Genomic DNA, 21545 nt, shown 5'->3' with positions numbered 1-21545 from the left:
GCAGCATGTTTGAACAACTGGGACTGATCGGCTGCGGCCTGATGGGCGGCTCCTTCGCCCTGGCATTGAAGAAGGCGGGGCTGGTCAAGCGCGTCGTGGGCTACAGCAAGTCGCCCTCCACCACCGATCGGGCGCGCCAGCTCGGCGTGATTGACGTTGAGGCGCCCTCCGCGCTGCTGGCCGCCGCGGGTGCCGACATCGTGCTGCTGGCCGTTCCCGTGGCCGCGACCGAATCCACCTTGAAGGCCATCAAGCACCTGGTCACGCCGCAGATGCTGCTCATGGACGTCGGCTCCACCAAGGCCGACGTGGTGCAAGCCGCGCGCCGCGCGCTGCGTGACCAGATCGGCTCGTTCGTGCCGGCGCACCCGATCACGGGGCGCGAGGTGTCGGGCGTGGAACATGCCGACGTCGACCTGTACACCGGCCGCCAGGTGATCCTGACCCCCACCGAACGCACCCTCACCGCCCAGCTGCACCGCGCGGAGGACGTGTGGCGCGCCCTGGGCTGCCACGTGAGCAGCATGTCGCCCGAGGCGCACGACGCCAGCTTCGCGGCCGTGAGCCATCTGCCGCACATGCTCGCGTTCGCCATGATCTCGGGCATCACCGCGCAGCCCAACGCGGACGAACTGCTCGCACTGGCCGGACCCGGCTTTCGCGACTTCACCCGCATCGCCGCCAGCGACCCCAAGATGTGGCGCGACATCCTGCGCGCCAACCGCGACGAGGTGCTGGCCCAGTCGCGCGTGTTCAAGCAGGCACTGCAGACGCTAGAGGAGGCCATGCAGGCCGACAACGACCAGGCGCTGGAAGACCTCATCACGCTCGCCAGTCACACCCGCGCGCACTGGCGCATGGGCGCGCCCCGCAAGCACAAGGACCACTGATGTTCTCCACCGCGTTCCTCGACCTGCCGCCCCTGGCCAGCGTGCAGGGCAGCGTGCAGCTGCCGGGCTCCAAGAGCATCTCCAACCGCGTGCTGCTGCTGGCCGCGTTGAGCCAGGGCACGACCGAGGTGCGCGACCTGCTGGCCTCCGACGACACGCGCGTGATGCTGGATGCGCTGCGCCAGCTCGGCTGCACGGTCGACGAAGCCGGAGGCGGCACCGTGCGCATCACGGGTTTGGGGTCTTCCACGCCGCCCTCGCCCACGCAGCTCTTCATGGGCAACGCCGGCACGGCCATGCGCCCGCTCACCGCGGCACTGGCGCTGCTGGGCGGCGAGTACGAACTGTCGGGCGTGCCGCGCATGCACGAGCGTCCCATTGGCGACCTGGTGGACGCCCTGCGCCAGCTCGGCTGCCGCATCGACTACCTGGGCAACCAAGGCTTTCCACCGCTGCGCATCGCCCACGCGGGCGGCCTGCCGCCGCTGCAGTTGCAGGCGCCGATCCGCGTGCGCGGCGACGTGTCCAGCCAGTTCCTCACCGCGCTGCTGATGGCGCTGCCGCTGGTGGCCCGGCAGCAGGACGTGGTGATCGAAGTCGTGGGCGAGCTGATCTCCAAGCCCTACATCCACATCACGCTGGAGCTGCTGGCGCGCTTTGGCATCGCCGTGCGGCATGAGCAGTGGCAGCGCTTCACCATTCCCGCGGGCAGCCGCTACCAGTCGCCGGGGCTGATCCATGTGGAGGCGGATGCATCATCTGCTAGCTATTTCATAGCTGCTGGCGCAATCGCTGCGGGCGCTAACGGCCAAAATGGCATCAAGATCCTGGGCGTCGGACTGGATTCGATCCAGGGCGACATCCGCTTCGTGGAGGCCGCACAAGCCATGGGCGCACGCGTCACCGGCGGCCCCAATTGGCTGGAGGTGACCCGCGACACCTGGCCGCTCAAGGCGATCGACCTGGACTGCAACCACATCCCCGATGCAGCGATGACCCTCGCCGTCATGGCGCTGTATGCGCGGGGCACGACCGTATTGCGCAACATCGCAAGCTGGCGCGTCAAGGAAACCGACCGCATTGCCGCCATGACCTGCGAGCTGCGCAAGCTGGGCGCCACGGTGGAGGAAGGCGCGGACTACCTGTGCGTCACGCCACCCGCCCAGTCCGGCGACTGGCGCGCCGCCAGCATCCACACCTACGACGACCACCGCGTGGCCATGTGCTTTTCGCTGGCGGCCTTCAACCCGGCCGGGCTGCCCGTGCGCATCGAAGACCCCAAGTGCGTCGCCAAGACCTTCCCGGATTACTTCGAGGCCCTGTTCCAGGTGGCGCAGACGGACGCGGACCGCATCCCCGTGATCTGCATCGACGGCCCCACGGCCTCGGGCAAGGGCACGGTGGCCGCTGCCGTGGCGCGTGCGCTGGGCTACCACTTCCTGGATTCGGGGGCGCTGTACCGCATCACCGCCCTCGCGGCGACCCGTGCGGGCCTGGAGATCAGCCCCGACAACGAGCCGCGCATCGCCGAACTGGCGCGGCAACTGCCCGTGCGCTTCGCGGGCAACCGCATCTGGCTGGGCGAGGAAGACGTCACCGACGCCATCCGCACCGAGCAGGCCGGCATGAACGCCTCGCGCGTGTCGGCGCTGCCGGCGGTGCGCGGCGCCCTGGTCGCGCTGCAGCATGGCTTTCGCCGCCTGCCGGGCCTGGTGGCCGACGGGCGCGACATGGGCACGGTGATCTTCCCGCAGGCACCGCTCAAGGTCTTCCTCACGGCCAGCGCCGCCTGCCGGGCCGAGCGCCGCCATAAGCAGTTGATTTCCAAGGGAATTTCGGCTAATATCGACGAACTTCGCGCAGACTTGGAAGCGCGGGACGCGCGGGACGCAAACCGCAGTGCCTCGCCCCTGAAGCCCGCGCAGGACTCCCTGGTACTGGACAACTCCGAGCACACGATCGACGAGGCCGTGATGCAGGTGATTGACTGGTGGCAGGCTCGCCAGCCGTTCGGCGCGTAAGTGCTGACGGCCGGTACATGGCCCACACGGCTCCCGCCGCGCCCTGACTGCGCACTGGCCGTGTGGTTCTTACAACCTCAACCCCGCGGTGTGATGCCGCACAACCTCCGCAAGCAGTCTTAGAAACGAAGGCAATGGTGCCGTCGGAAACCTGCATGCGGGCAAGGAACTACATGTCTGAATCTTTTGCCGCCCTTTTTGAAGAGTCGTTGACACGCACCGAAATGCGTCCCGGCGAAGTCATCACCGCTGAAGTCGTGCGCGTGGAGCACAACTTCGTCGTGGTGAACGCTGGCCTGAAGTCGGAAGCCTATGTGCCGATCGACGAATTCAAGAACGACCAGGGCGAGATCGAAGTCCAAGTGGGCGACTTCGTGTCCGTGGCCATCGGCTCGATCGAAAACGGCTACGGCGACACCATCCTGTCGCGCGACACCGCCAAGCGTCTGGCCTCCTGGCTGTCGCTGGAGAAGGCGCTGGAGTCCGGCGAATTCGTGACCGGCACGACCTCCGGCAAGGTCAAGGGCGGCCTGACGGTGCTGGTCAACGGCATCCGCGCCTTCCTGCCCGGTTCGCTGATCGACACCCGTCCCGTCAAGGACCTGACTCCGTACGAAAACAAGACCCTGGAGTTCAAGGTCATCAAGCTGGACCGCAAGCGCAACAACGTGGTGCTGAGCCGCCGCGCCGTGGTGGAAGCCTCCATGGGCGAAGAGCGCGCCAAGCTGATGGAAACGCTGAAGGAAGGCGCCATCGTCAACGGCGTGGTCAAGAACATCACCGAATACGGTGCGTTCGTGGACCTGGGCGGCATCGACGGCCTGCTGCACATCACCGACATGGCATGGCGCCGCGTGCGCCACCCCTCCGAGGTGGTCACCGCCGGCCAGGAAATCACGGCCAAGATCCTCAAGTTCGACACCGAGAAGAACCGCGTCTCGCTGGGCCTCAAGCAAATGGGCGACGACCCGTGGCTGGGCGTATCGCGCCGCTACCCCTCGGGCACGCGCCTGTTCGGCAAGGTCACGAACATCGCCGACTACGGTGCATTCGTCGAGCTGGAGCCCGGCATCGAAGGCCTGGTGCACGTCTCCGAAATGGACTGGACCAACAAGAACGTGGCTCCTTCCAAGCTCGTGTCGTTGGGTGACGAAGTCGAAGTCATGGTCCTGGAGATCGACGAAGACAAGCGCCGCATCAGCCTGGGCATGAAGCAGTGCAAGGCCAACCCCTGGCAAGAATTCGCGCAGGACACCAAGCGCGGCGACCGCGTCAAGGGCCCGATCAAGTCGATCACCGACTTCGGCGTGTTCGTGGGCCTGGCTGCCGGCATCGACGGCCTGGTGCACCTGTCCGACCTGTCCTGGAACGAGCCCGGCGAATCCGCCGTGCGCAACTACAAGAAGGGCCAGGAAGTCGAGGCGATCGTGCTGGCCGTGGACGTGGACCGCGAGCGTATCTCCCTGGGCATCAAGCAGCTCGACGGCGACCCGTTCACCACCTTCGTGACGGTGAACGACAAGGGCCAGACGGTGACCGGCAAGGTCAAGACCGTGGACGCCCGTGGCGCCGAGATCGATCTGGGCGAAGACATCGTGGGCTACCTGCGCGCTTCGGAAATCTCCCGCGACCGCGTGGAAGATGCCCGCAACGTGCTGAAGGAAGGCGACGAAGTCACGGCCGTGGTGGTGAACGTGGATCGCAAGACCCGCAACATCCAGCTGTCCATCAAGCAAAAGGACATGGTTGACCAGCAGGAAGCCATGGCGCACCTGTCGGCCCAGTCCGCGAAGGAAAACGCCGGTACCACCAGCCTGGGCGCCCTGCTGCGCGCCAAGCTGGACAACTCCGACAAGTAATCCGTCGCGGCCTGCCCTGCAGGCGCCGGTGTTCCGCCACCTGCGGGTGGCGGCACACCACACACAGCGGGCGCTCTGGTAGCGCCCGCTGTCACATCAACCTCTGCCCGAATGCCGTCCCATGACCCGATCTGACCTCGTCGAAGAACTGGCTGCCCGCTTTGGGCAGCTCACCCAGCGCGACGCCGAATACGCCGTCAAGACCATTCTGGACGCCGTGAGCGATGCACTGGTGCGCGGGCACCGCATCGAGATCCGCGGCTTTGGCAGCTTCTCGGTCAACCGCCGCCCCCCGCGCATGGGCCGCAATCCGCGCAGCGGCGAGGCGGTGCATATCCCCGAAAAGCGCGTTCCCCACTTCAAGCCTGGCAAGGCCCTGCGCGAAACCGTGGACCAGCGCACCGCTGAACTGCAGGGCGTACAGGCGCAATAAAACCATAGCTGTTCACGCTTGCTGGGCAGGCGCTAGAGCCGTTTTTGGCTTGAGGCCAACGGATGGCCTGCCGCCTGCCGCTCAGGCCGCTACGCTGCCCGTAGAATCTCGCCACCACTGGGGAGATGCATGAAATACCTCCTGTGGCTGCTCAAGGCAGCCATTTTTTTTACCCTGTTCGCGTTCGCGCTGAACAACCAGCAGGACGCCACGGTGTACTTTTTCTTCGGCACGCAGTGGACGGCACCGGCCGTGCTGATCGTGCTGACGGCCTTCGCGCTTGGCGTGGCCGTAGGCGTGCTGGGCATGGTGCCGCGCTGGTGGCGCCACCGCAGCGCTGCGCGCCGCGCGCACCAGGCCTTGCCGCACCCCGCCGCGCCCACCGCCGCGCCCACCGCCGCATCCGCTGCCGCATCTCCGGCGGCGGCCGACCCCGCCTTGCCGCAGCCACCCATCCATGGAATTTGACCTGAGCTGGATCTTCCTGGGGCTACCGCTGGCCTTCGGGCTGGGGTGGTTCGCCTCGCGTTTCGACCTGCGGCAGATGCGGGAGGAGAACCGCCGCGCACCCAAGGCTTACTTCAAGGGCCTGAACTACCTTCTCAACGAGCAGCAAGACCAGGCCATCGATGCCTTCATCGAGGCGGTGCAGAGCGACCCTGACACCACCGAACTGCACTTCGCCCTGGGCAACCTGTTTCGCCGCCGCGGCGAGTACAACCGCGCCGTGCGGGTGCACGAGCACCTGCTGTCGCGCGGCGACCTGAGCCGCGCCGACCGCGAGCGCGCACAGCATGCGCTGGCGCTGGACTTCCTCAAGGCAGGCCTGCTCGACCGCGCGGAAGACGCACTGCGCCGCCTGGAGGGCAGCGCCTTCGAGGGCCAGGCACGCATGGCCCTGCTGGCCATCTACGAGCGTTCGCGCGACTGGCCACAGGCGTCGGACATTGCACGGCGCATGCACGATGCGCAGCAGGGCGACTTCAGCACCCGGCTGGCGCACTACCTGTGCGAGCAGGCGCTGGCGCTGGCGGCCCATGGCGAACTGCACGCCGCCCAGGCGCTGCTGGAGCAGGCCCTGGCCACGGCGCCCCAGGCGCCGCGCGCGCGCATCGAGCTGGCGCGGCTGCAGCAGCGCCAGGGCCAGCCCGAAGCGGCCTTCGACACCCTGCAAGCGCTCGCCCAGGCTGCACCCGCCGCGCTGCCGCTGGCCGCACCGCTGCTGGTGGAAACCGCCACCGCCACGGGACAAGCGCCGCAGGCCCAGGCGCTGCTGCAGCACCACTACGGGGACATGCCATCCCTGGATCTGCTGGAAGCCGTGGTGGCGCTGGAGGCTGCCAACGCGGACACTGCGGCCGTCGGGCGCGAATGGTACGTGCGCCACCTGGAGCGCGAGCCCTCCCTGGTCGCCGCGACGAAGTGGCTGGCAGGCGAGACGCTGACCCATGAGCAGTTCCACCCGCAAATCCAGCGCGCGCTGGAGCAAGCGGCAAAGCCGCTCACGCGCTACCGCTGCGCAGCCTGCGGGTTCGAGGCACGCCAGCACTTCTGGCAATGCCCGGGCTGCCAGACCTGGGACAGTTATCCGGCACGGCGCGTCGAGGAGCTGTAGCCGTGCGCATGCCCCCGGCCCTGCGGCTTGCGAGCGTAGCGCTCGTGCTGCTGCATGCTGCCGTCGCGCTGGCCGGCGTGGACGTGAACCACGCACGCGAAGCGGACCTGGATGGCGTCAGGGGCATCGGGCCGGCGATGTCGTCGCGCATCCTGGCAGAGCGGGCACGCGGGCCCTTCCAGGACTGGAGCGACCTGATCGCACGCGTGAAGGGCATCGGCCCCGCGGCCGCCGCCCGGCTGTCGGCGCAGGGGCTCACCGTCAATGGCGCCGCCTATCCAACCGTAGCAACGCCCGCGGGCGCGCCTGCAGCCTCCGACGCGGGGGTCGGCGACAGCCCCTTCTCACGCTGACACACACTGGTAGCCGCGCGCCATAACGCGCTGGACGGCAGCGTATTCGCCGCCACTTGCTCGGGTTTTCATAGCACGCGGGAAGGGGCGACGCCCTAGAATCAGACGCTGATGCCTCTGACCCTCCTCATTCTTCTTCCCTTTGTGGGCAGCTTGCTGGCGGCCGTGCTGCCCGCGAATGCGCGCAATACCGAGTCCACGCTCGCGGGCCTGGTCGCGCTGTTTTGCACGGTGCAAACGGCGCTGTACTTCCCCCAGATCGCCGAAGCGGGCGTGTTGCGCGAGGAGATCACCTGGTTGCCTGCCCTGGGCCTGAACCTGGTCATCCGCATGGACGGGTTCGCCTGGATGTTCAGCATGCTGGTGTTCGGCATCGGCACGCTGGTGGTGCTGTATGCGCGCTACTACATGTCGCCGGCGGACCCGGTGCCGCGCTTTTTCTCGTTCTTTCTGGCTTTCATGGGCGCCATGGCCGGCGTGGTGCTGTCGGGCAACATCATCCAGCTGGTGTTCTTCTGGGAACTCACCAGCCTGTTCTCGTTCCTGCTCATCGGCTACTGGCACCACCGTGAAGACGCCCGCCGGGGCGCGCGCATGGCCCTCACCGTGACGGGCGCGGGCGGACTGTGCCTGCTGGCCGGCGTGCTGGTGCTGGGCCACATCGTGGGCAGCTATGACCTGGACCGCGTGCTGGGCGCAGCCGAGCTGGTGCGCGACCACCCCATGTACCTCACGGCGCTGGTACTGGTGCTGCTGGGGGCGTTCACCAAGAGTGCGCAGTTTCCGTTCCACTTCTGGCTGCCCAACGCCATGGCTGCGCCCACGCCCGTGTCGTCGTACCTGCACTCGGCCACCATGGTGAAGGCGGGCGTCTTCCTGCTGGCACGGCTGTGGCCCGTAATGGGCGGCACCGAGCCGTGGTTCTGGCTGGTGGGCGGCGCGGGCCTGGCCACGCTGCTCATCGGCGGCTACGCGGCCATGTTTCAGAACGACCTCAAGGGCCTGCTGGCGTATTCCACGATCTCGCACCTGGGCCTGATCACGCTGCTGCTGGGCCTCAACAGCCCGCTGGCCGCCGTGGCCGCCGTGTTCCACATCATGAACCACGCCACGTTCAAGGCATCGCTGTTCATGGCCGCGGGCATCATCGACCACGAAAGCGGCACGCGGGACATACGGCGCCTCTCGGGCCTGCGCCGCATGATGCCCGTCACCGCCACGCTGGCCACGGTCGCCAGCGCCGCCATGGCGGGCGTGCCGCTGCTCAACGGCTTCCTGTCCAAGGAGATGTTCTTCGCGGAGACGGTGTTCTTCGACGCTGCGCCGGCCGTGGCCCAGATACTGCCGATCGCGGCCACCGTCGCGGGCATGTTCAGCGTGGCCTATTCGCTGCGCTTCATCGTCGATGTGTTCTGGGGCGCCCCCGCCACCGATCTGCCGCATGAGCCCCATGAGCCGCCGCACTGGATGCGCGTGCCGGTGGAGCTGCTGGTCTGCGCCTGCCTGGTGGTGGGCGTGCTGCCCGCGTGGTCGATCGGCCAGTACCTGAATGCCGCGGCGCTGCCGGTGGTGGGGGGCGAACTGCCGGCCTTCAGCCTGGCGGTCTGGCACGGCTTCAACACGCCCTTCATGATGAGCCTGGTGGCGCTGGTCGGCGGCACCGCCCTGTACATGGTGTTGCGCTGGGAGCGCAAGCGAGGCCGCATCAACGCCGCCCCACTGATGCACCGCGTCAGCGGACGCGGCGTGTTCGAGGCAGTGCTGGTGCAGATCACGCGCTGGGGGCACAGCGGGCGGCGCCTGCTGTCCACGCGCCGCCTGCAGTGGCAGATGCTGTGGCTGGTGCTCGTCACGCTCGTGGGCGCCGCCATGCCGCTGTACACACGTGGCTTGCAGCTGGGAGACCGGGGCACGCTGCCGCTGTCGCCCGCTTTCGTACTGATCTGGGCGTTGGGCATGGTCTGCGCCGTGGCCTCGGCCTGGCAGGCCAAGTACCACCGTCTGGCGGCGCTGACCCTCATGGGTGGTGCAGGGCTGTGCGTCTGCATCACCTTCCTGTGGTTCTCTGCGCCGGACCTCGCACTCACCCAACTGGCCGTGGAACTGGTCACCACCATCCTGATCCTGCTGGGCCTGCGCTGGCTGCCCAAGCGCGACGAAAGCCTGCCCGCCTCGCCCGCCAGCGCCGCGCTGGCGCGCACGCGGCGCGTGCGCGACCTGCTGCTGGCCGTCGCCGCGGGCGGCGGCATGGCGTGGCTGGCATTTGCCATGATGAGCCGGCCCTTCGCGCAGAGCACCTCCACGTTCTTCCTGGAGCGCGCCCTCACCGAAGGCGGCGGCACCAACGTGGTCAACGTCATGCTGGTGGACTTCCGCGGGTTCGACACGTTCGGCGAGATCGTGGTGCTGGGCATCGTGGCGCTTGCGGTGTATGCGCTGTTGCGGCGCTTTCGCCCCGCGGTGGAGACCATGGACCTGCCCGAGCAGCAGCGCTACCTGCCGGCCGATCTACAGACCGACCTGCTGAACCCGCGCAACGCCACCGACACGGCCATCGGTTACCTGATGGTGCCCGCGGTGCTGGTGCGGCTGCTGCTGCCGTTCTCGGCCCTGGTGGCCTTCTACCTCTTCATGCGCGGGCACAACCAGCCGGGCGGCGGCTTCGTGGCGGGGCTGGTGTTCTCGGTGGGGCTGGTGCTGCAGTACATCATTTCGGGCACATCGTGGGTCGAGGCGCACCTGCCCCTGTATCCGCGGCGCTGGATTGCTTCCGGCCTGCTGCTGGCGCTGGGCACCGGACTGGGCGCCGTGGCGCTGGGCTATCCGTTCCTTACCAGCCACACCGCGCACCTGCACCTGCCGCTGATCGGGGACCTCCACGTGGCCAGCGCCATGTTCTTCGACATGGGCGTCTTCGCGCTCGTCGTCGGCTCCACGCTGCTCATCCTCACTGCCATCGCCCACCAGTCGGTGCGCAGCCACCGTTACCACGCCCGTCTCATGGAAGAAGAACAACAAGCGGCCAGCGAGCAAGCAGCCGTCCCCGCCACACAAGGAGCCGTCTGATGGAAATCGTGCTGGCTCTGTCCATCGGCGTGCTCACGGGCTCGGGCGTCTGGCTGCTACTGCGCCCCCGCACCTTCCAGGTCATCATGGGCCTGTCGCTGCTGTCGTATGCCGTGAATCTGTTCATCTTCAGCATGGGTCGCCTGGGCCTGGCCGTGGACAAGGAGCCCGTGCTCGTGCCCGGCGTGCCGCAGGATCTGCAGCATTACGCGGACCCCATGCCCCAGGCGCTGGTGCTCACCGCCATCGTGATCGGCTTTGCCATGACCGCACTGTTCCTCGTCGTGCTGCTGGCTTCGCGGGGCATGTCGGGCACCGACCACGTGGACGGCTCGCACTCGCGTGAAACGCAGGAGATGCCATGAGCCGCATCGCGGAGCTGACCTCCCTGCTCATGCCGCACCTGATGCTGGCGCCCATCGGGCTGCCGATGCTCACGGCCGCTTTGCTGCTCACCATGAAGGAAGAGCAGCAGCGCCTGAAGCTGGGCCTGAACATCCTGTCCACCCTGCTCGGGCTGCTGGTGGCCTTGGCGCTGCTGCTGTGGTCGCACGAATCCAGAGCGCCCGCGACCATGGGTGTGTACCTGCCGGGCAACTGGCCGGCGCCGTTCGGCATCGTGCTGGTGCTGGACCGGCTCTCGGCCATGATGCTGCTGCTGACGGGCTTCGTGGCGCTGTGCTCCATTGTGTTCGCCGGTGCGCGCTGGCACCGAGCCGGCGTGCACTACCACACGCTGTTCCAGTTGCAGCTCATGGGACTGGGGGGCGCCTTCCTCACGGGCGACCTGTTCAACCTGTTCGTCTTCTTCGAGATCCTGCTGGCAGCCTCGTACGGCCTGCTGCTGCACGGCGCCGGCCGCACGCGCGTGCAGGCCGGCCTGCACTACATCGCCATCAACCTGGCGGCGTCCTCGCTGTTCCTGATCGGCGCGTCCATGATGTACGGCATCACGGGCACGCTCAACATGGCCGACCTGGCGCAGGCCATCCCGCAGGTGTCGGCCGCCGACCGGGGGTTGCTGCACTCGGCGGCCGCCATCCTGGCCACGGCGTTTTTCATCAAGGCGGCTGTGTGGCCCCTGAACTTCTGGCTGGTGCCGGCCTACAGCGCGGCCACGGCGCCCGTGGGTGCGCTGTTCGCCCTGATGACCAAGGTGGGCATCTACACGCTGCTGCGCCTGTGGACGCTGATGTTCAGCAGCGAGGCCGGTCCCTCCTCCCTGTTCGGCAGCCTGTGGCTGATCGGCGGCGGCATGGTCACCATGGCCTTCGGCGCCATCGGCATGATGGCCTCGCAGCGCCTCACCCACCTGGCCGGCCATGCGGCCGTGCTGTCGTCGGGCACGCTGCTGGCGGCAGCAGGCTTCGGACAGAACGCGCTCACTGCCGGGCTGCTGTACTACCTGCCCAGCTCCACGCTGGCCGTGAGCGCGCTGTTCCTGCTGGCCGACCTCATCGACCGCTGGCGCAACGATGGCGCGTCGCTGGCGCCTTACGAACTGGACGACGTGGCCCCCTTCCTCACCCCCGAGCTGATGCCCACCACCGGCCTGAACCTGGGCGAGGACGAGGAAGTGCTGGTCGGCCGCGTCATCCCCGCCGCGGCCGCGTTTCTGGGTCTGGCCTACATGGCCTGCACGCTGGTGATTGCGGGCCTACCGCCGCTGTCCGGCTTCATCGGCAAGTTCGCGATGCTGACGGCGCTGGTAAACCCGCTGGGGCTCGGCTCCTCGGCCGGCACACAGCCCGGCCTGCCGGGCTGGACGTTGATCGCGCTGATGATCGCCACGGGTCTGCTGGCGCTGCTGGCGCTCACGCGCTCGGGCATACGCCACTTCTGGGCCGCGCACGACCGCCCCACGCCCCAGTTGCGCGTGATGGAGGGGCTGCCCATCGCCATACTGCTGGGGGCCTGCGTGGCGCTCACCCTGCAGGCCAACGGCGTGATGCGTTTCACCGAGGCAACGGCCAACGGGCTGCATGCGCCGGGCACGTATGTACGCGCCGTGATGACGGCCGCGCCCATTCCCAGCCCCACCACGACGCCGACGCCTGAGCGCGCGGAAAGCTCTGCCACCACGAAGGCCGCGCCATGATGAAGAAGCTGCTGCCCGCCCCGCTGGTCTCCCTGGGTTTGTTTGTGATGTGGCTGCTGCTCAACCACACCACCAGCATCGGCCACGTCCTGCTGGCACTGGTACTCGCATGGGGCCTGCCGGTGCTGTTCAGCGAATTGCGCCCGCAGAAGGTGCGCGTGCGCCACCTCGGCACGATCATCCGGCTGTGCTTCACGGTGATGGTGGACACCACGCGGTCCAACCTTGCCGTGCTGCGCTTTCTGCTGCTGCCGTCACAGCGCCGCCACCCGCCGGACTTCGTCAAGATTCCGCTGGAACTGCGCGACCCCAACGCCCTCGCCGTACTGGCCATGATCGTGTGCATCACCCCTGGCACCTCCTGGGCCGAGCTGTCGCTGGACCGCAGCCTGCTGATGCTGCATGTGCTGGAGGTGGGCGATGCGCAGGCCATCATCGACCACGTCAAGGCGAGCTACGAGCGCCCGCTGATGGAGATTTTCGAATGACCGGTTCCGTACTGTCCTGGGCGCTGCCCATCGCCATGTTCCTGCTGGCCGCGGCCATGGTGCTGTGCCTGGTGCGCCTGCTCAAGGGCCCCGCCGCGCAGGACCGCGTGCTGGCGCTGGACTGCATGTACCTCAACGGCATGCTGCTCATACTGGTACTGGGCATCTACTACGGCAGCACCAACTACTTCGAGGCCGCCATGTTGATCGCACTGCTGGGCTTCGTCAGCTCCACGGCCATGGCCAAGTTCCTCTTGCGCGGCGAGGTGATCGAATGAGCGACGCACTGCCGCTGTGGCTGGACATCGTGCTGTCCGCGCTGGTGCTGTGCGGCGCGGCCATCGCGTTCATGGGGTCACTGGGGCTGCTGCGCCTGGCCACCTACTTCGAGCGCGTGCACGCACCGTCCATCATCGCCACCATGGGCTGCTGGTGCATCATGCATGCCACGCTGGTGTACTTCTCCGTGACGGGCAACGGCCTGGCGCTGCATGCGCTGCTGATTGCCCTGTTCATCGCCATCACCGTGCCCGTGACCAACATCTTCCTGATGCGCGCCGCGCTGTTTCGCGCGCGCCGCGCGGGCGAGAAGGTGCCGCCCAGCCTCAGCCGCGTGGCGGACAGCAGCACGCTCGACTCGTGATTTGCTATTGAAAATATAGCTACTAGCGCTTGACCAGCAAGCGCTAGAGCCTTATTTCACTCAAACCCACTCAGCGTCCACCAAAGCCACCACCGCCCGGCGTGTGGATCTCGAACACATCCCCCGCTTCCATTTGCGCCTGCCCGATGTGCTGCAGCGGCTCCGCCCGGCCGTCCGCACGCACGACGCGGTTGACGCCGGGCATGCCCGGCTGCCCACCCGCCATGCCGAAGGCGCCGTGCACCCGGCCGTTGGACAGAATGCTCGCGGTCATGGGCTCCAGGAAGCGGATGCGGCGCACGCCGCCGTCGCCGCCCTTCCAGCGGCCGCCGCCGCCCGAACCGGCGCGGATGGCGTAACTCTCCAGCCGCACGGGGAAGCGGAACTCCAGCACCTCCGGATCGGTCAGGCGTGAATTGGTCATGTGCGTCTGCACCACGCTCGTGCCATCAAAGCCCCCCACCAGCGCGCCCGCGTCGTCGAACTGGCCGCCCGCCCCGCTGCCGCCCGAGATGGTCTCGTAATACTGGTAGCGCGCGTTGCCGAAGGTGAAGTTGTTCATCGTGCATTGGCTGGCCGCCGACACGCCCAAGGCGCCCAGCAGCGCGTTGGTGATGCAGCTGGAGGTCTCCACGTTGCCCGCCACCACCGATGCCGGTGGGTTGGGATTGAGCATGGAGCCCGGCGGAATGATGACCTGCAGGGGCTTGAGGCACCCGGCGTTGAGCGGAATGTCGTCCTCCACCAGCGAGCGGAAGACGTAGAGCACCGCGGCCATGCACACCGCCGTGGGCGCATTGAAGTTGTTGGACTGCTGCGCACTGGTGCCGGTGAAGTCGATCACCGCACTGCGCGTGGCCGCGTCAATGCGCACGGCCACGGTGATCTGCGCGCCGTTGTCCAGCGGCAGGGTGAAATGCCCGTCCTGCACGCGCGCGGCCAACCGCGTGATGGCGCGGCGCACGGACTCCTCGGCGTTGTCCTGCACATGCTGCATATAGGCCTGCACCACGCTCAGGCCGAAGTGCTCCACCATGCGGCGCAGCTCCTGCACGCCCTTCTCGTTGGCGGCGATCTGCGCCTTCAGGTCGGCCAGGTTCTGCTGCGGGTTGCGGCTGGGGTACTCGCCACTCTCCAGCAGCGCAATCATCTCGGCCTCGCGCAGCACGCCGGCATCCACCAGCTTCACGTTGTCGATCTGCACGCCCTCTTCCTCGATGCGCGTGGAAAACGGCGGCATCGACCCCGGCGTGGTGCCCCCCACGTCCGCATGGTGGCCGCGGCTGCCGACATAGAAGGTGGGCTCGGTCGCCTCGTCGTCGTCACCGATATAGACCGGCGTGATCACGGTGATGTCCGGCAGGTGCGTGCCGCCGTGGTATGGGTCGTTCAGCACAAACACGTCGCCGCGCCGCATGTGGCCGCGGTTGCGCGCGATCACGGTGCGGATGCTCTCGCCCATGGACCCCAGGTGCACCGGCATGTGCGGCGCGTTGGCAATCAGTTGGCCCTCGGCGTCGAACAGCGCGCAGCTGAAGTCCAGCCGCTCCTTGATATTCACGGAGTACGCGGTGTTCTGCAGCTGCAGCCCCATCTGCTCGGCAATGTTCATGAACAGGTTGTTGAACACCTCCAGCAGCACCGGGTCCACCTGCGTGCCCGCGGCATGGCGCTGGGCGCGCGGCAGGTGGCGGTGCAGCACCAGATGGTCCAGGGACGTGAGCCGTGCCTGCCAGCCCGGCTCTACCACCGTGGTAGCGTTCTTCTCGGCAATGATGGCCGGGCCCTGCAGCAGGTCGCCGGGGCGCATGTCTTCGCGCACCACCAGCGCGGCGTCGTGCCAGGCCGGTGTGCCGTCCGTGCCCACGGTGAACATGCGCACGGTGTCGCGCCGCGGCACTTCGCGCTCGGGCTGCAGATCCTGCGCATGCTCGACCGGCGCATCGCCCGCCACCACGGCTTCCACCGACACCGCCTCCACCATCAGTGCCTTGCCCTGCATGAGGAAGGCAAACCGCTGGCGGTACGCGGCCTCGAAGCCCCGCGTGATCGCCTGCAGGTCGCCAAAGGGCACGGCCAGCGCCGAATCGGTACCCTCGTAGCGCACATGCACGCGCCGACGCACCACGATGTCGCCGCCCGAGAGGCGCTCTTGCGCCATCTCGGCCTCGGCGGCCTGGGCCAGTGCATCCAGCGTGGCCGTGATGCCGGGCAGCGCCTCGGGTGTGAGGCGTGCCTCCACCGCCTTCTCACGCATCACGTTCTGGTCGGCCAGCCCCATGCCGTAGGCCGACAGCACGCCCGCCAGCGGATGCACCAGCACCTGCTGCATGCCCAGCGCATCGGCCACCAGGCAGGCGTGCTGGCCGCCCGCGCCGCCAAAGCACTGCAGCGTGTAGCGCGTGACGTCGTAGCCGCGCGCCACGGAGATCTTCTTGATGGCGTTGGCCATCTGCTGCACCGCGATCTGGATGAAGCCATGCGCGCAAGCCTCGGGCGTCAGCGCAGCTGCGCCATCTGCCGCTCCTGCGGTCTGGCCCGCCAGCGCCGCAAAACGCTCGCGCACCACGACCGCGTCCAGCGGCTCGTCGGCGCCATGGCCGAACACGCGCGGGAAGTACGCGGGCTGGATCTTGCCCACCATCACGTTGGCATCGGTCACGGCCAGCGGGCCGCCGCGGCGGTAACTGGCGGGGCCGGGGTTGGCGCCGGCACTTTGGGGACCTACGCGGAAACGGGCGCCGTCGAACTCCAGGATGGAACCGCCGCCCGCGGCCACCGTGTGAATGCTCATCATGGGCGCACGCATGCGCACGCCCGCCACCTGGGTCTCGAACTCGCGCTCGAACTCACCCGCAAAATGGCTCACGTCGGTGGACGTGCCGCCCATGTCGAAACCGATCACGCGCACCGGCGGCTGCGTGGCGGCCGCACCGGCCCCTGGCGCTGCCTCGGCCTGCGCCGCAATCTGCGCCGTGCGCGCCATGCCCACGATGCCGCCGGCCGGCCCGGAGAGGATGGCGTCCTTGCCCTGGAAGCGGTGCGCATCCGTGAGCCCCCCCGAGGACTGCATGAAATACAGCGGCACGCCCGGCATCTCGGCCTCCACCTGCTGCACGTAGCGCCGCAGGATGGGCGACAGATACGCGTCCACCACGGTGGTGTCGCCCCGGCTCACGAACTTCATCAGCGGGCTGGTGCCGTGCGAAGTGCTGACCTGCGTGAACCCGGCAGCCAGCGCCAGGCGGGCGGCTGCTTCCTCATGCGCGGGATAGCGGTAGCCGTGCATGAACACGATGGCCACGCTGCGCAGGCCCGCGTCATAAGCGGCCCACAAACGCTCCTTCAGGTGGTCTTCCTCCAGCGGCTGTACCACCTCGCCGTGCGCGCCCACGCGCTCCTGCGCCTCGATGACGCGGCTGTACAGCAGTTGCGGCAGCACGATGTGCCGATCGAAGATGCGCGGACGGTTCTGGTAGGCGATGCGCAGCGCGTCCTTGAAGCCACGCGTAGTAACCAGCAGCGTGGGCTCCCCCTTGCGCTCCAACAGCGCGTTGGTGGCCACGGTGGTGCCCATCTTCACGCACTCCACCAATTCAGGCGTCACGGCCTCGCCCGGCGCCAGCCCCAGCAGGTGGCGGATGCCCGCCACCGCCGCATCGCGGTACTGCTCGGGGTTCTCGGAGAGCAGCTTGTGCGTCACCAGGCTGCCGTCGGGGCGCCGGCCCACGATATCGGTGAACGTACCCCCCCGATCCACCCAGAACTGCCAGAGTTTCTTTGCCATACCCGTTTCCTTTGTGTGCCGCGTGTGAAACATTGCGGAGAAAGAACCCACAATTTACCGATAATTTATCTGCAAGCCTGCATGATCCATACCGGATATTCACCACCCCCCCACGCATATGACCCAACCGCCCGCCGCCACAGGTTCCCGGCTGCTTGACCTGCCACTGGAGCGCACGCTGCACGCCTGGGTACAGCGCTTTGGCGAGCCGCGCTGGCGCGGCTGCCACGTGGAAGGCTGGGTGTTCGAAAGCCAGGCCGCGCGCCTTGCTGCGGCGCAGCAGCTGGCGGCCGCAGGCGTGCATGCCCGCTTTCACAGTGCCTACAAGCCGCTGGTACAGCATTTCATGGACCACGTGGATTGCACCCAAGTGGTGCAGGCCCGCGTGCGCTACCCGCTGGCGGCGCACGGGCCTGCACAGCGCTTTCGGTTGGAGGCCTATCCGCTCGCCGCCCTGCTGGGGGGCAGCATCTTGCACATGGAGCCCCACGACGACGCCAGTGGCGGCTACCACGTGGAACTGGAGCTGCGCGACGGCACCCGCACCGTGCAGCACGTGCACGCACCCAACCGCGTACACGCCGACATGACGGGCGCCACGGTGCTCTCGCCCACCGGCTGGCTGCGCGTGGGCACACAGGAAGGCGCTGCCGACCTGATCGACACCGCCGTATGCACCGACTACGAGCAGGCCTTCGCCGCGGCGGTGCAGGCGGTGCGCAGTCACGCGTGGCCGGACCATGAGCCGTACTTCGACCGCCTGCTGCTGCGCGTGGACCTGCCGGGCTACGAGCAGCCCGTGGGCGCCACCGGCGAGACCATAAGCACCCTGGAGGCGCTGCACGAGGACCTGTACTTCACGCTGCTGGAGTTCTTCCAACAGCACAGCGGCCGCCCCGTGGGCGACCGCCGGTTGCAGCCCGGGCAGATCGTGCCCGACGTGCGCGCGGGCGACGGCGCTCCGCACGTACAGGTGGACCTGCTGCCCTTCGCGGCGTGCGCCGACGACCTGCCAGCCCACCCAACGGCCCACGCCCCGGACAGTTTGGCGACGCTGGCCGAGTCCCCTGCCCCTGATCGCATCACCCAGACCCTGCACGCCTGGCCAGCGCAACGTTTCAGTGCCCGGTCACGTCAGGGACGCACCGTATGGGGGCAGTACCACGCGGGCACGCAGGCACCGGTGTTCATCAGTGCGGGCCAGCATGCCAACGAGACATCGGGCATCGTGGGCGCGCTGCGCGCCGCCGAAGTGCTGCAGGCGCAACCCGGCGCGCACTTCGCGCTGATCGCGCTGGAGAACCCCGACGGCTACGCTCTGCACCGCGCGCTGTGCGCCCGCCACCCGAGCCACATGCACCATGCCGCGCGCTACACCGCGCTGGGCGACGATGTGGAATACCGCGACCACGCGCCGCTCTACGAGCGCGAGGCCCGCCAGTCCGCGCTGGCGCTGTCGGGCGCGCAACTGCATGTGAACCTGCATGGCTACCCCGCGCATGAGTGGACGCGACCGCTGTCGGGCTATGTGCCGCGTGGATTCGAGCAGTGGATGCTGCCCAAGGGGTTCTTCCTCATCCTGCGCTACCACGCCGGCTGGCAGCAGCCCGCGCGTGCGCTGCTGGAGGCCGTGTGCGCGCGCCTGCGGCAAGTGCCGGGGCTGGCAGATTTCAACGCACGCCAGCGGGCCCTCTACGAGCACCACGCAGGCCCGCTGCCCTTCGAGGTGCTGGATGGCATCGCCTGCATGCAGTCGCAGACGTCGCACGATGCGCCGGTGACGCTGATCACCGAGTTCCCCGACGAGACGGTGCACGGCGACGCCTTCCGCTTTGCGCACACGGTGCAGATGCACACCGCCCTGGCCGCCGTGCAGGCCTGGCAAGACATTGCCACGCATCTGCCATCGCCCGTCGGCACTTCAAGCCAAACAGGCCTCTAGCGCTTTACCGACAAGCGCTAACAGCTATCAAATAAATAGCATTTCTCACATGGACGCCGCGGCACGGGCCGCCTGGTCGTACATGCCGGACAGCACGCGCAGCAGGCGCGCCAGCTCGCCAATGTCGCGGTTCAGGCCGTCGTCGGCATTCAGCGCATCGATCAGGCAGCTCTCGCGGATCTCACGGTAGCGCTGCACATGGGCGCGGCCCGCCTCGGTGGCGGCGTAGGTCACTTCCTTGCCGTTCTTGCTGGAGGCCACCACGCCCAGCGCCAGCAGCTTCTTGAGCGAGTAGTTCACCACGTGCGTGTCTTCCACGTTCATGATGAAGCAGATGTCGGCCAGCCGCTTGTCGCGTGCGCGGTGCGTCACGTGGTGCAGCACCACCACGTCCAGCGGCGTGAGGTCGCGCAGACCGGCCGCGGCCATGCAGTGCACCACCCAGCGGTGGAACGCATTGCCCGCGACGATGAGGCCGAACTCGAACTCGCTCATCTCCGCACTGCGGTCCGACACCAGATGCGCGGACGACACGATGGGCCCGCGCGCCTTGGCGGCCTTGCCCACCTTGGCAGTGGCAGCGGGGGCTGGGGACTTGGGTCTGGCGGCTGCGGTCATGGTTTCACTCCGAGGACTGCGCCAAAAGCGACAGATGGCATTGGCATGGGATGTGCATGTCGATTGATTGTAGGGAGCAGCCCGATGATTTGCCGGCAATTTATCGACATTCAGGTGAATCACCTAGGCCGTTTCCCTGTGGCCCCCGCTACAGTGAACGCGCTGAGCCCCCTCTCTTCTCAACCCTTGCGGAGACCCCCGAGATGAAGCGTCGAAACCTTGCCGCCGTTGCACTGGCTGCCCTCACCGGCCTGTGCGCCCCCGCCCTGCATGCCCAGACCAAGTGGGACCTGGCCGCCGCCTACCCGGCCACCAATTTCCACACGGAGAACCTGGCGCAGTTCATCAGCGACGTGGACAAGGGGTCAGGAGGCAAGCTCAAGATCACGCTGCATGCCAACGCCGCACTGTTCAAAGCGCCCGAGATCAAGCGCGCCGTGCAGGGCGCGCAGGCGCAGCTCGGCGAGATCCTGCTCGCTAACTTCCAGAACGAATGGCAGATCTTCGGCGTGGACGGCCTGCCCTTCCTGGCTGACAGCTACGACGCGTCGATGAAGCTGTACAAGGCGCAAAAGCCGTTCCTGGAGAAGAAGCTGGCCGAGCAAGGCATGGTGTTGCTGTACGCCGTGGCCTGGCCGCCACAAGGCATCTACACCAAGAAGCCCGTGAACAACGCCGCCGATCTGAAGGGCATCAAGTGGCGCGCCTACAGCCCCGCCACCGCGCGCATCGCCGAGCTGGTGGGCGCGCAGCCGGTGACGGTGCAGGCCGCCGAGTTCTCGCAAGCGCTCGCCACCGGCGTGGTGGAGTCCACCATGACCTCGGGCGCGACGGGCGTGGACAGCAAGCTCTACGAGCACCTCAAGTATTACTACGACACCCAGGCCTGGCTGCCCAAGAACGCGCTCATCATGAACAAGAAGGCGTTCGATGCGCTGGACAAGCCCGTGCAGGAAGCCGTGCTCAAGGCCGCCGCCGACGCGGAGACCCGCGGCTGGGCCGCCAGCCGCCGCGTGAACGAGGACACGTTGGCCAAGCTCAAGGCCGAGGGCATGCAGGTAGTGCCGCCCAGCAGCCAGCTGAAGGCAGACATGGCCAAGGTGGGCGACACCATGCTCAAGGAATGGCTGGACAAGGCCGGGCCCGACGGCAAGGCGCTGATCGACGCCTACCGCAAGTAACACCTCCCCGCCCAGAGAGCCTCCACGCGCCAGACCACGATGCGACGCCTGTTGAACTTCCTCTATGACGGCGCCGCCGCGCTGGCGGCGCTGTGCATGGTGGCGCTTCTGTGCGCCGTGCTGCTGTCCATCGTGAGCCGGCAGCTCAGCTTCCATGTACCGGGCATCGACGCCTATGCGGGCTACCTCATGGCAGCTGCGGGCTTTCTGGCGCTGGCGCATACCCTCAAGCGCGGCGAGCACATCCGCGTGACGCTGGTGCTGAGCGCCCTCAAGGGGCGCGCGCACCAGGCGCTGGAGCTGTTCGCGCTGGCCCTGGGCACGCTGCTGGCCGTGCTGTTCGCGTACTACAGCGTGCGGCTGGCCTGGCAGTCGCATGCGTTCAACGACATCTCCACCAGCAGCGACGCCACGCCGCTGTGGCTGCCGCAGCTGTCCATGGGCGTAGGCGCGGTGGTGATGGCGATTGCCTTCGTGGACGAGCTGGTGCTGCAGCTCCTGGGCCGGCGCGCGGGCGCCAGGCCGGGCGAAGCCCTGCGCAACGAATGACC

Annotated in this window: 18 protein-coding genes; 16 read left to right on the top strand and 2 right to left on the bottom strand. The window is 67.8% G+C overall.

The genetic code is table 11. From position 1 onward, the window contains the following. Nucleotides 1-5 precede the first annotated feature (5 nt). The 13 genes from K2L43_RS07895 (at nucleotide 6) to K2L43_RS07835 (ending at nucleotide 13466) form a co-directional block, all read left to right on the top strand. Complete coding sequence (locus tag K2L43_RS07895) at nucleotides 6-890, top strand: prephenate dehydrogenase/arogenate dehydrogenase family protein (RefSeq protein WP_015913006.1); 885 nt, start codon at nucleotides 6-8, stop codon at nucleotides 888-890. After that, nucleotides 890-2911: a bifunctional 3-phosphoshikimate 1-carboxyvinyltransferase/cytidylate kinase gene (locus K2L43_RS07890; protein WP_220638814.1), complete on the top strand. Its 2022-nt coding sequence runs from the start codon at nucleotides 890-892 to the stop codon at nucleotides 2909-2911. The genes K2L43_RS07895 and K2L43_RS07890 overlap by 1 nt, the downstream gene beginning before the upstream one ends. 155 nt (nucleotides 2912-3066) lie before the next feature. Then, nucleotides 3067-4770 carry a 30S ribosomal protein S1 gene (gene rpsA, locus K2L43_RS07885; RefSeq protein ID WP_094766865.1) on the top strand — a complete coding sequence of 568 codons (1704 nt, stop codon included), beginning with the start codon at nucleotides 3067-3069 and terminating at the stop codon, nucleotides 4768-4770. A 121-nt stretch (nucleotides 4771-4891) separates the two neighbouring features. Next, nucleotides 4892-5203, top strand: a complete 312-nt coding sequence (locus K2L43_RS07880) for an integration host factor subunit beta (RefSeq protein WP_011805670.1) — start codon at nucleotides 4892-4894, stop codon at nucleotides 5201-5203. A gap of 129 nt (nucleotides 5204-5332) precedes the next feature. Next, complete coding sequence (locus K2L43_RS07875) at nucleotides 5333-5671, top strand: lipopolysaccharide assembly LapA domain-containing protein (protein ID WP_220638813.1); 339 nt, start codon at nucleotides 5333-5335, stop codon at nucleotides 5669-5671. Beyond that, the gene (gene lapB, locus K2L43_RS07870) at nucleotides 5661-6818 is read left to right on the top strand and encodes a lipopolysaccharide assembly protein LapB (RefSeq protein ID WP_220638812.1); all 1158 of its coding nucleotides are present in this window, start codon (nucleotides 5661-5663) and stop codon (nucleotides 6816-6818) included. Before K2L43_RS07875 ends, lapB begins: the two co-directional genes overlap by 11 nt. An 8-nt stretch (nucleotides 6819-6826) precedes the next feature. Beyond that, complete coding sequence (locus K2L43_RS07865) at nucleotides 6827-7171, top strand: helix-hairpin-helix domain-containing protein (protein ID WP_220638981.1); 345 nt, start codon at nucleotides 6827-6829, stop codon at nucleotides 7169-7171. 111 nt (nucleotides 7172-7282) lie between these two features. Continuing rightward, nucleotides 7283-10237 carry a monovalent cation/H+ antiporter subunit A gene (locus K2L43_RS07860; protein ID WP_220638811.1) on the top strand — a complete coding sequence of 985 codons (2955 nt, stop codon included), beginning with the start codon at nucleotides 7283-7285 and terminating at the stop codon, nucleotides 10235-10237. After that, entirely contained in the window at nucleotides 10237-10602 is a 366-nt protein-coding gene (locus K2L43_RS07855) for a Na+/H+ antiporter subunit C (protein WP_011805675.1), read from the top strand. Before K2L43_RS07860 ends, K2L43_RS07855 begins: the two co-directional genes overlap by 1 nt. Beyond that, nucleotides 10599-12335 (top strand): monovalent cation/H+ antiporter subunit D, encoded by a 1737-nt coding sequence (locus K2L43_RS07850; RefSeq protein ID WP_220638810.1) that lies wholly within the window; start codon nucleotides 10599-10601, stop codon nucleotides 12333-12335. Before K2L43_RS07855 ends, K2L43_RS07850 begins: the two co-directional genes overlap by 4 nt. Continuing rightward, nucleotides 12332-12823: a Na+/H+ antiporter subunit E gene (locus tag K2L43_RS07845; protein ID WP_047349163.1), complete on the top strand. Its 492-nt coding sequence runs from the start codon at nucleotides 12332-12334 to the stop codon at nucleotides 12821-12823. The genes K2L43_RS07850 and K2L43_RS07845 overlap by 4 nt, the downstream gene beginning before the upstream one ends. Then, a complete protein-coding gene (locus tag K2L43_RS07840; protein WP_220638809.1) occupies nucleotides 12820-13101 on the top strand; it encodes a K+/H+ antiporter subunit F in 282 nt (93 codons plus the stop codon). Before K2L43_RS07845 ends, K2L43_RS07840 begins: the two co-directional genes overlap by 4 nt. Then, nucleotides 13098-13466, top strand: coding sequence for a monovalent cation/H(+) antiporter subunit G (locus tag K2L43_RS07835; RefSeq protein WP_011805679.1), 369 nt, complete (start codon nucleotides 13098-13100; stop codon nucleotides 13464-13466). The genes K2L43_RS07840 and K2L43_RS07835 overlap by 4 nt, the downstream gene beginning before the upstream one ends. A 70-nt stretch (nucleotides 13467-13536) precedes the next feature. On the opposite strand, the gene K2L43_RS07830 is transcribed toward K2L43_RS07835, so the two are convergent. Beyond that, nucleotides 13537-17253 carry a hydantoinase B/oxoprolinase family protein gene (locus K2L43_RS07830; protein WP_220638808.1) on the bottom strand — a complete coding sequence of 1239 codons (3717 nt, stop codon included), beginning with the start codon at nucleotides 17251-17253 and terminating at the stop codon, nucleotides 13537-13539. Nucleotides 17254-17371: 118 nt separating this feature from the next. Here K2L43_RS07830 and K2L43_RS07825 point away from each other — a divergent pair, with 118 nt between their 5' ends. Continuing rightward, nucleotides 17372-19195 (top strand): peptidase M14, encoded by a 1824-nt coding sequence (locus tag K2L43_RS07825; protein ID WP_220638807.1) that lies wholly within the window; start codon nucleotides 17372-17374, stop codon nucleotides 19193-19195. 45 nt (nucleotides 19196-19240) lie between these two features. Here the strand turns inward: K2L43_RS07825 and K2L43_RS07820 are convergent, their stop codons facing one another. Further along, nucleotides 19241-19813: a winged helix DNA-binding protein gene (locus tag K2L43_RS07820; protein ID WP_246867457.1), complete on the bottom strand. Its 573-nt coding sequence runs from the start codon at nucleotides 19811-19813 to the stop codon at nucleotides 19241-19243. A gap of 203 nt (nucleotides 19814-20016) precedes the next feature. Between K2L43_RS07820 and K2L43_RS07815 the strand changes: the two genes are divergently transcribed. Continuing rightward, nucleotides 20017-20994: a TRAP transporter substrate-binding protein gene (locus K2L43_RS07815; protein WP_015912994.1), complete on the top strand. Its 978-nt coding sequence runs from the start codon at nucleotides 20017-20019 to the stop codon at nucleotides 20992-20994. 39 nt (nucleotides 20995-21033) lie between these two features. Beyond that, nucleotides 21034-21543 (top strand): TRAP transporter small permease, encoded by a 510-nt coding sequence (locus K2L43_RS07810; RefSeq protein ID WP_220638806.1) that lies wholly within the window; start codon nucleotides 21034-21036, stop codon nucleotides 21541-21543. Nucleotides 21544-21545: the final 2 nt, after the last annotated feature.

The organism is Diaphorobacter sp. MNS-0, from assembly GCF_019602835.1.
In the GTDB taxonomy this organism is placed as follows: domain Bacteria; phylum Pseudomonadota; class Gammaproteobacteria; order Burkholderiales; family Burkholderiaceae_C; genus Diaphorobacter; species Diaphorobacter nitroreducens.
Note: the sequence above shows the minus strand (reverse complement) of the source record. Positions and strands in the feature narration are given on the sequence as shown.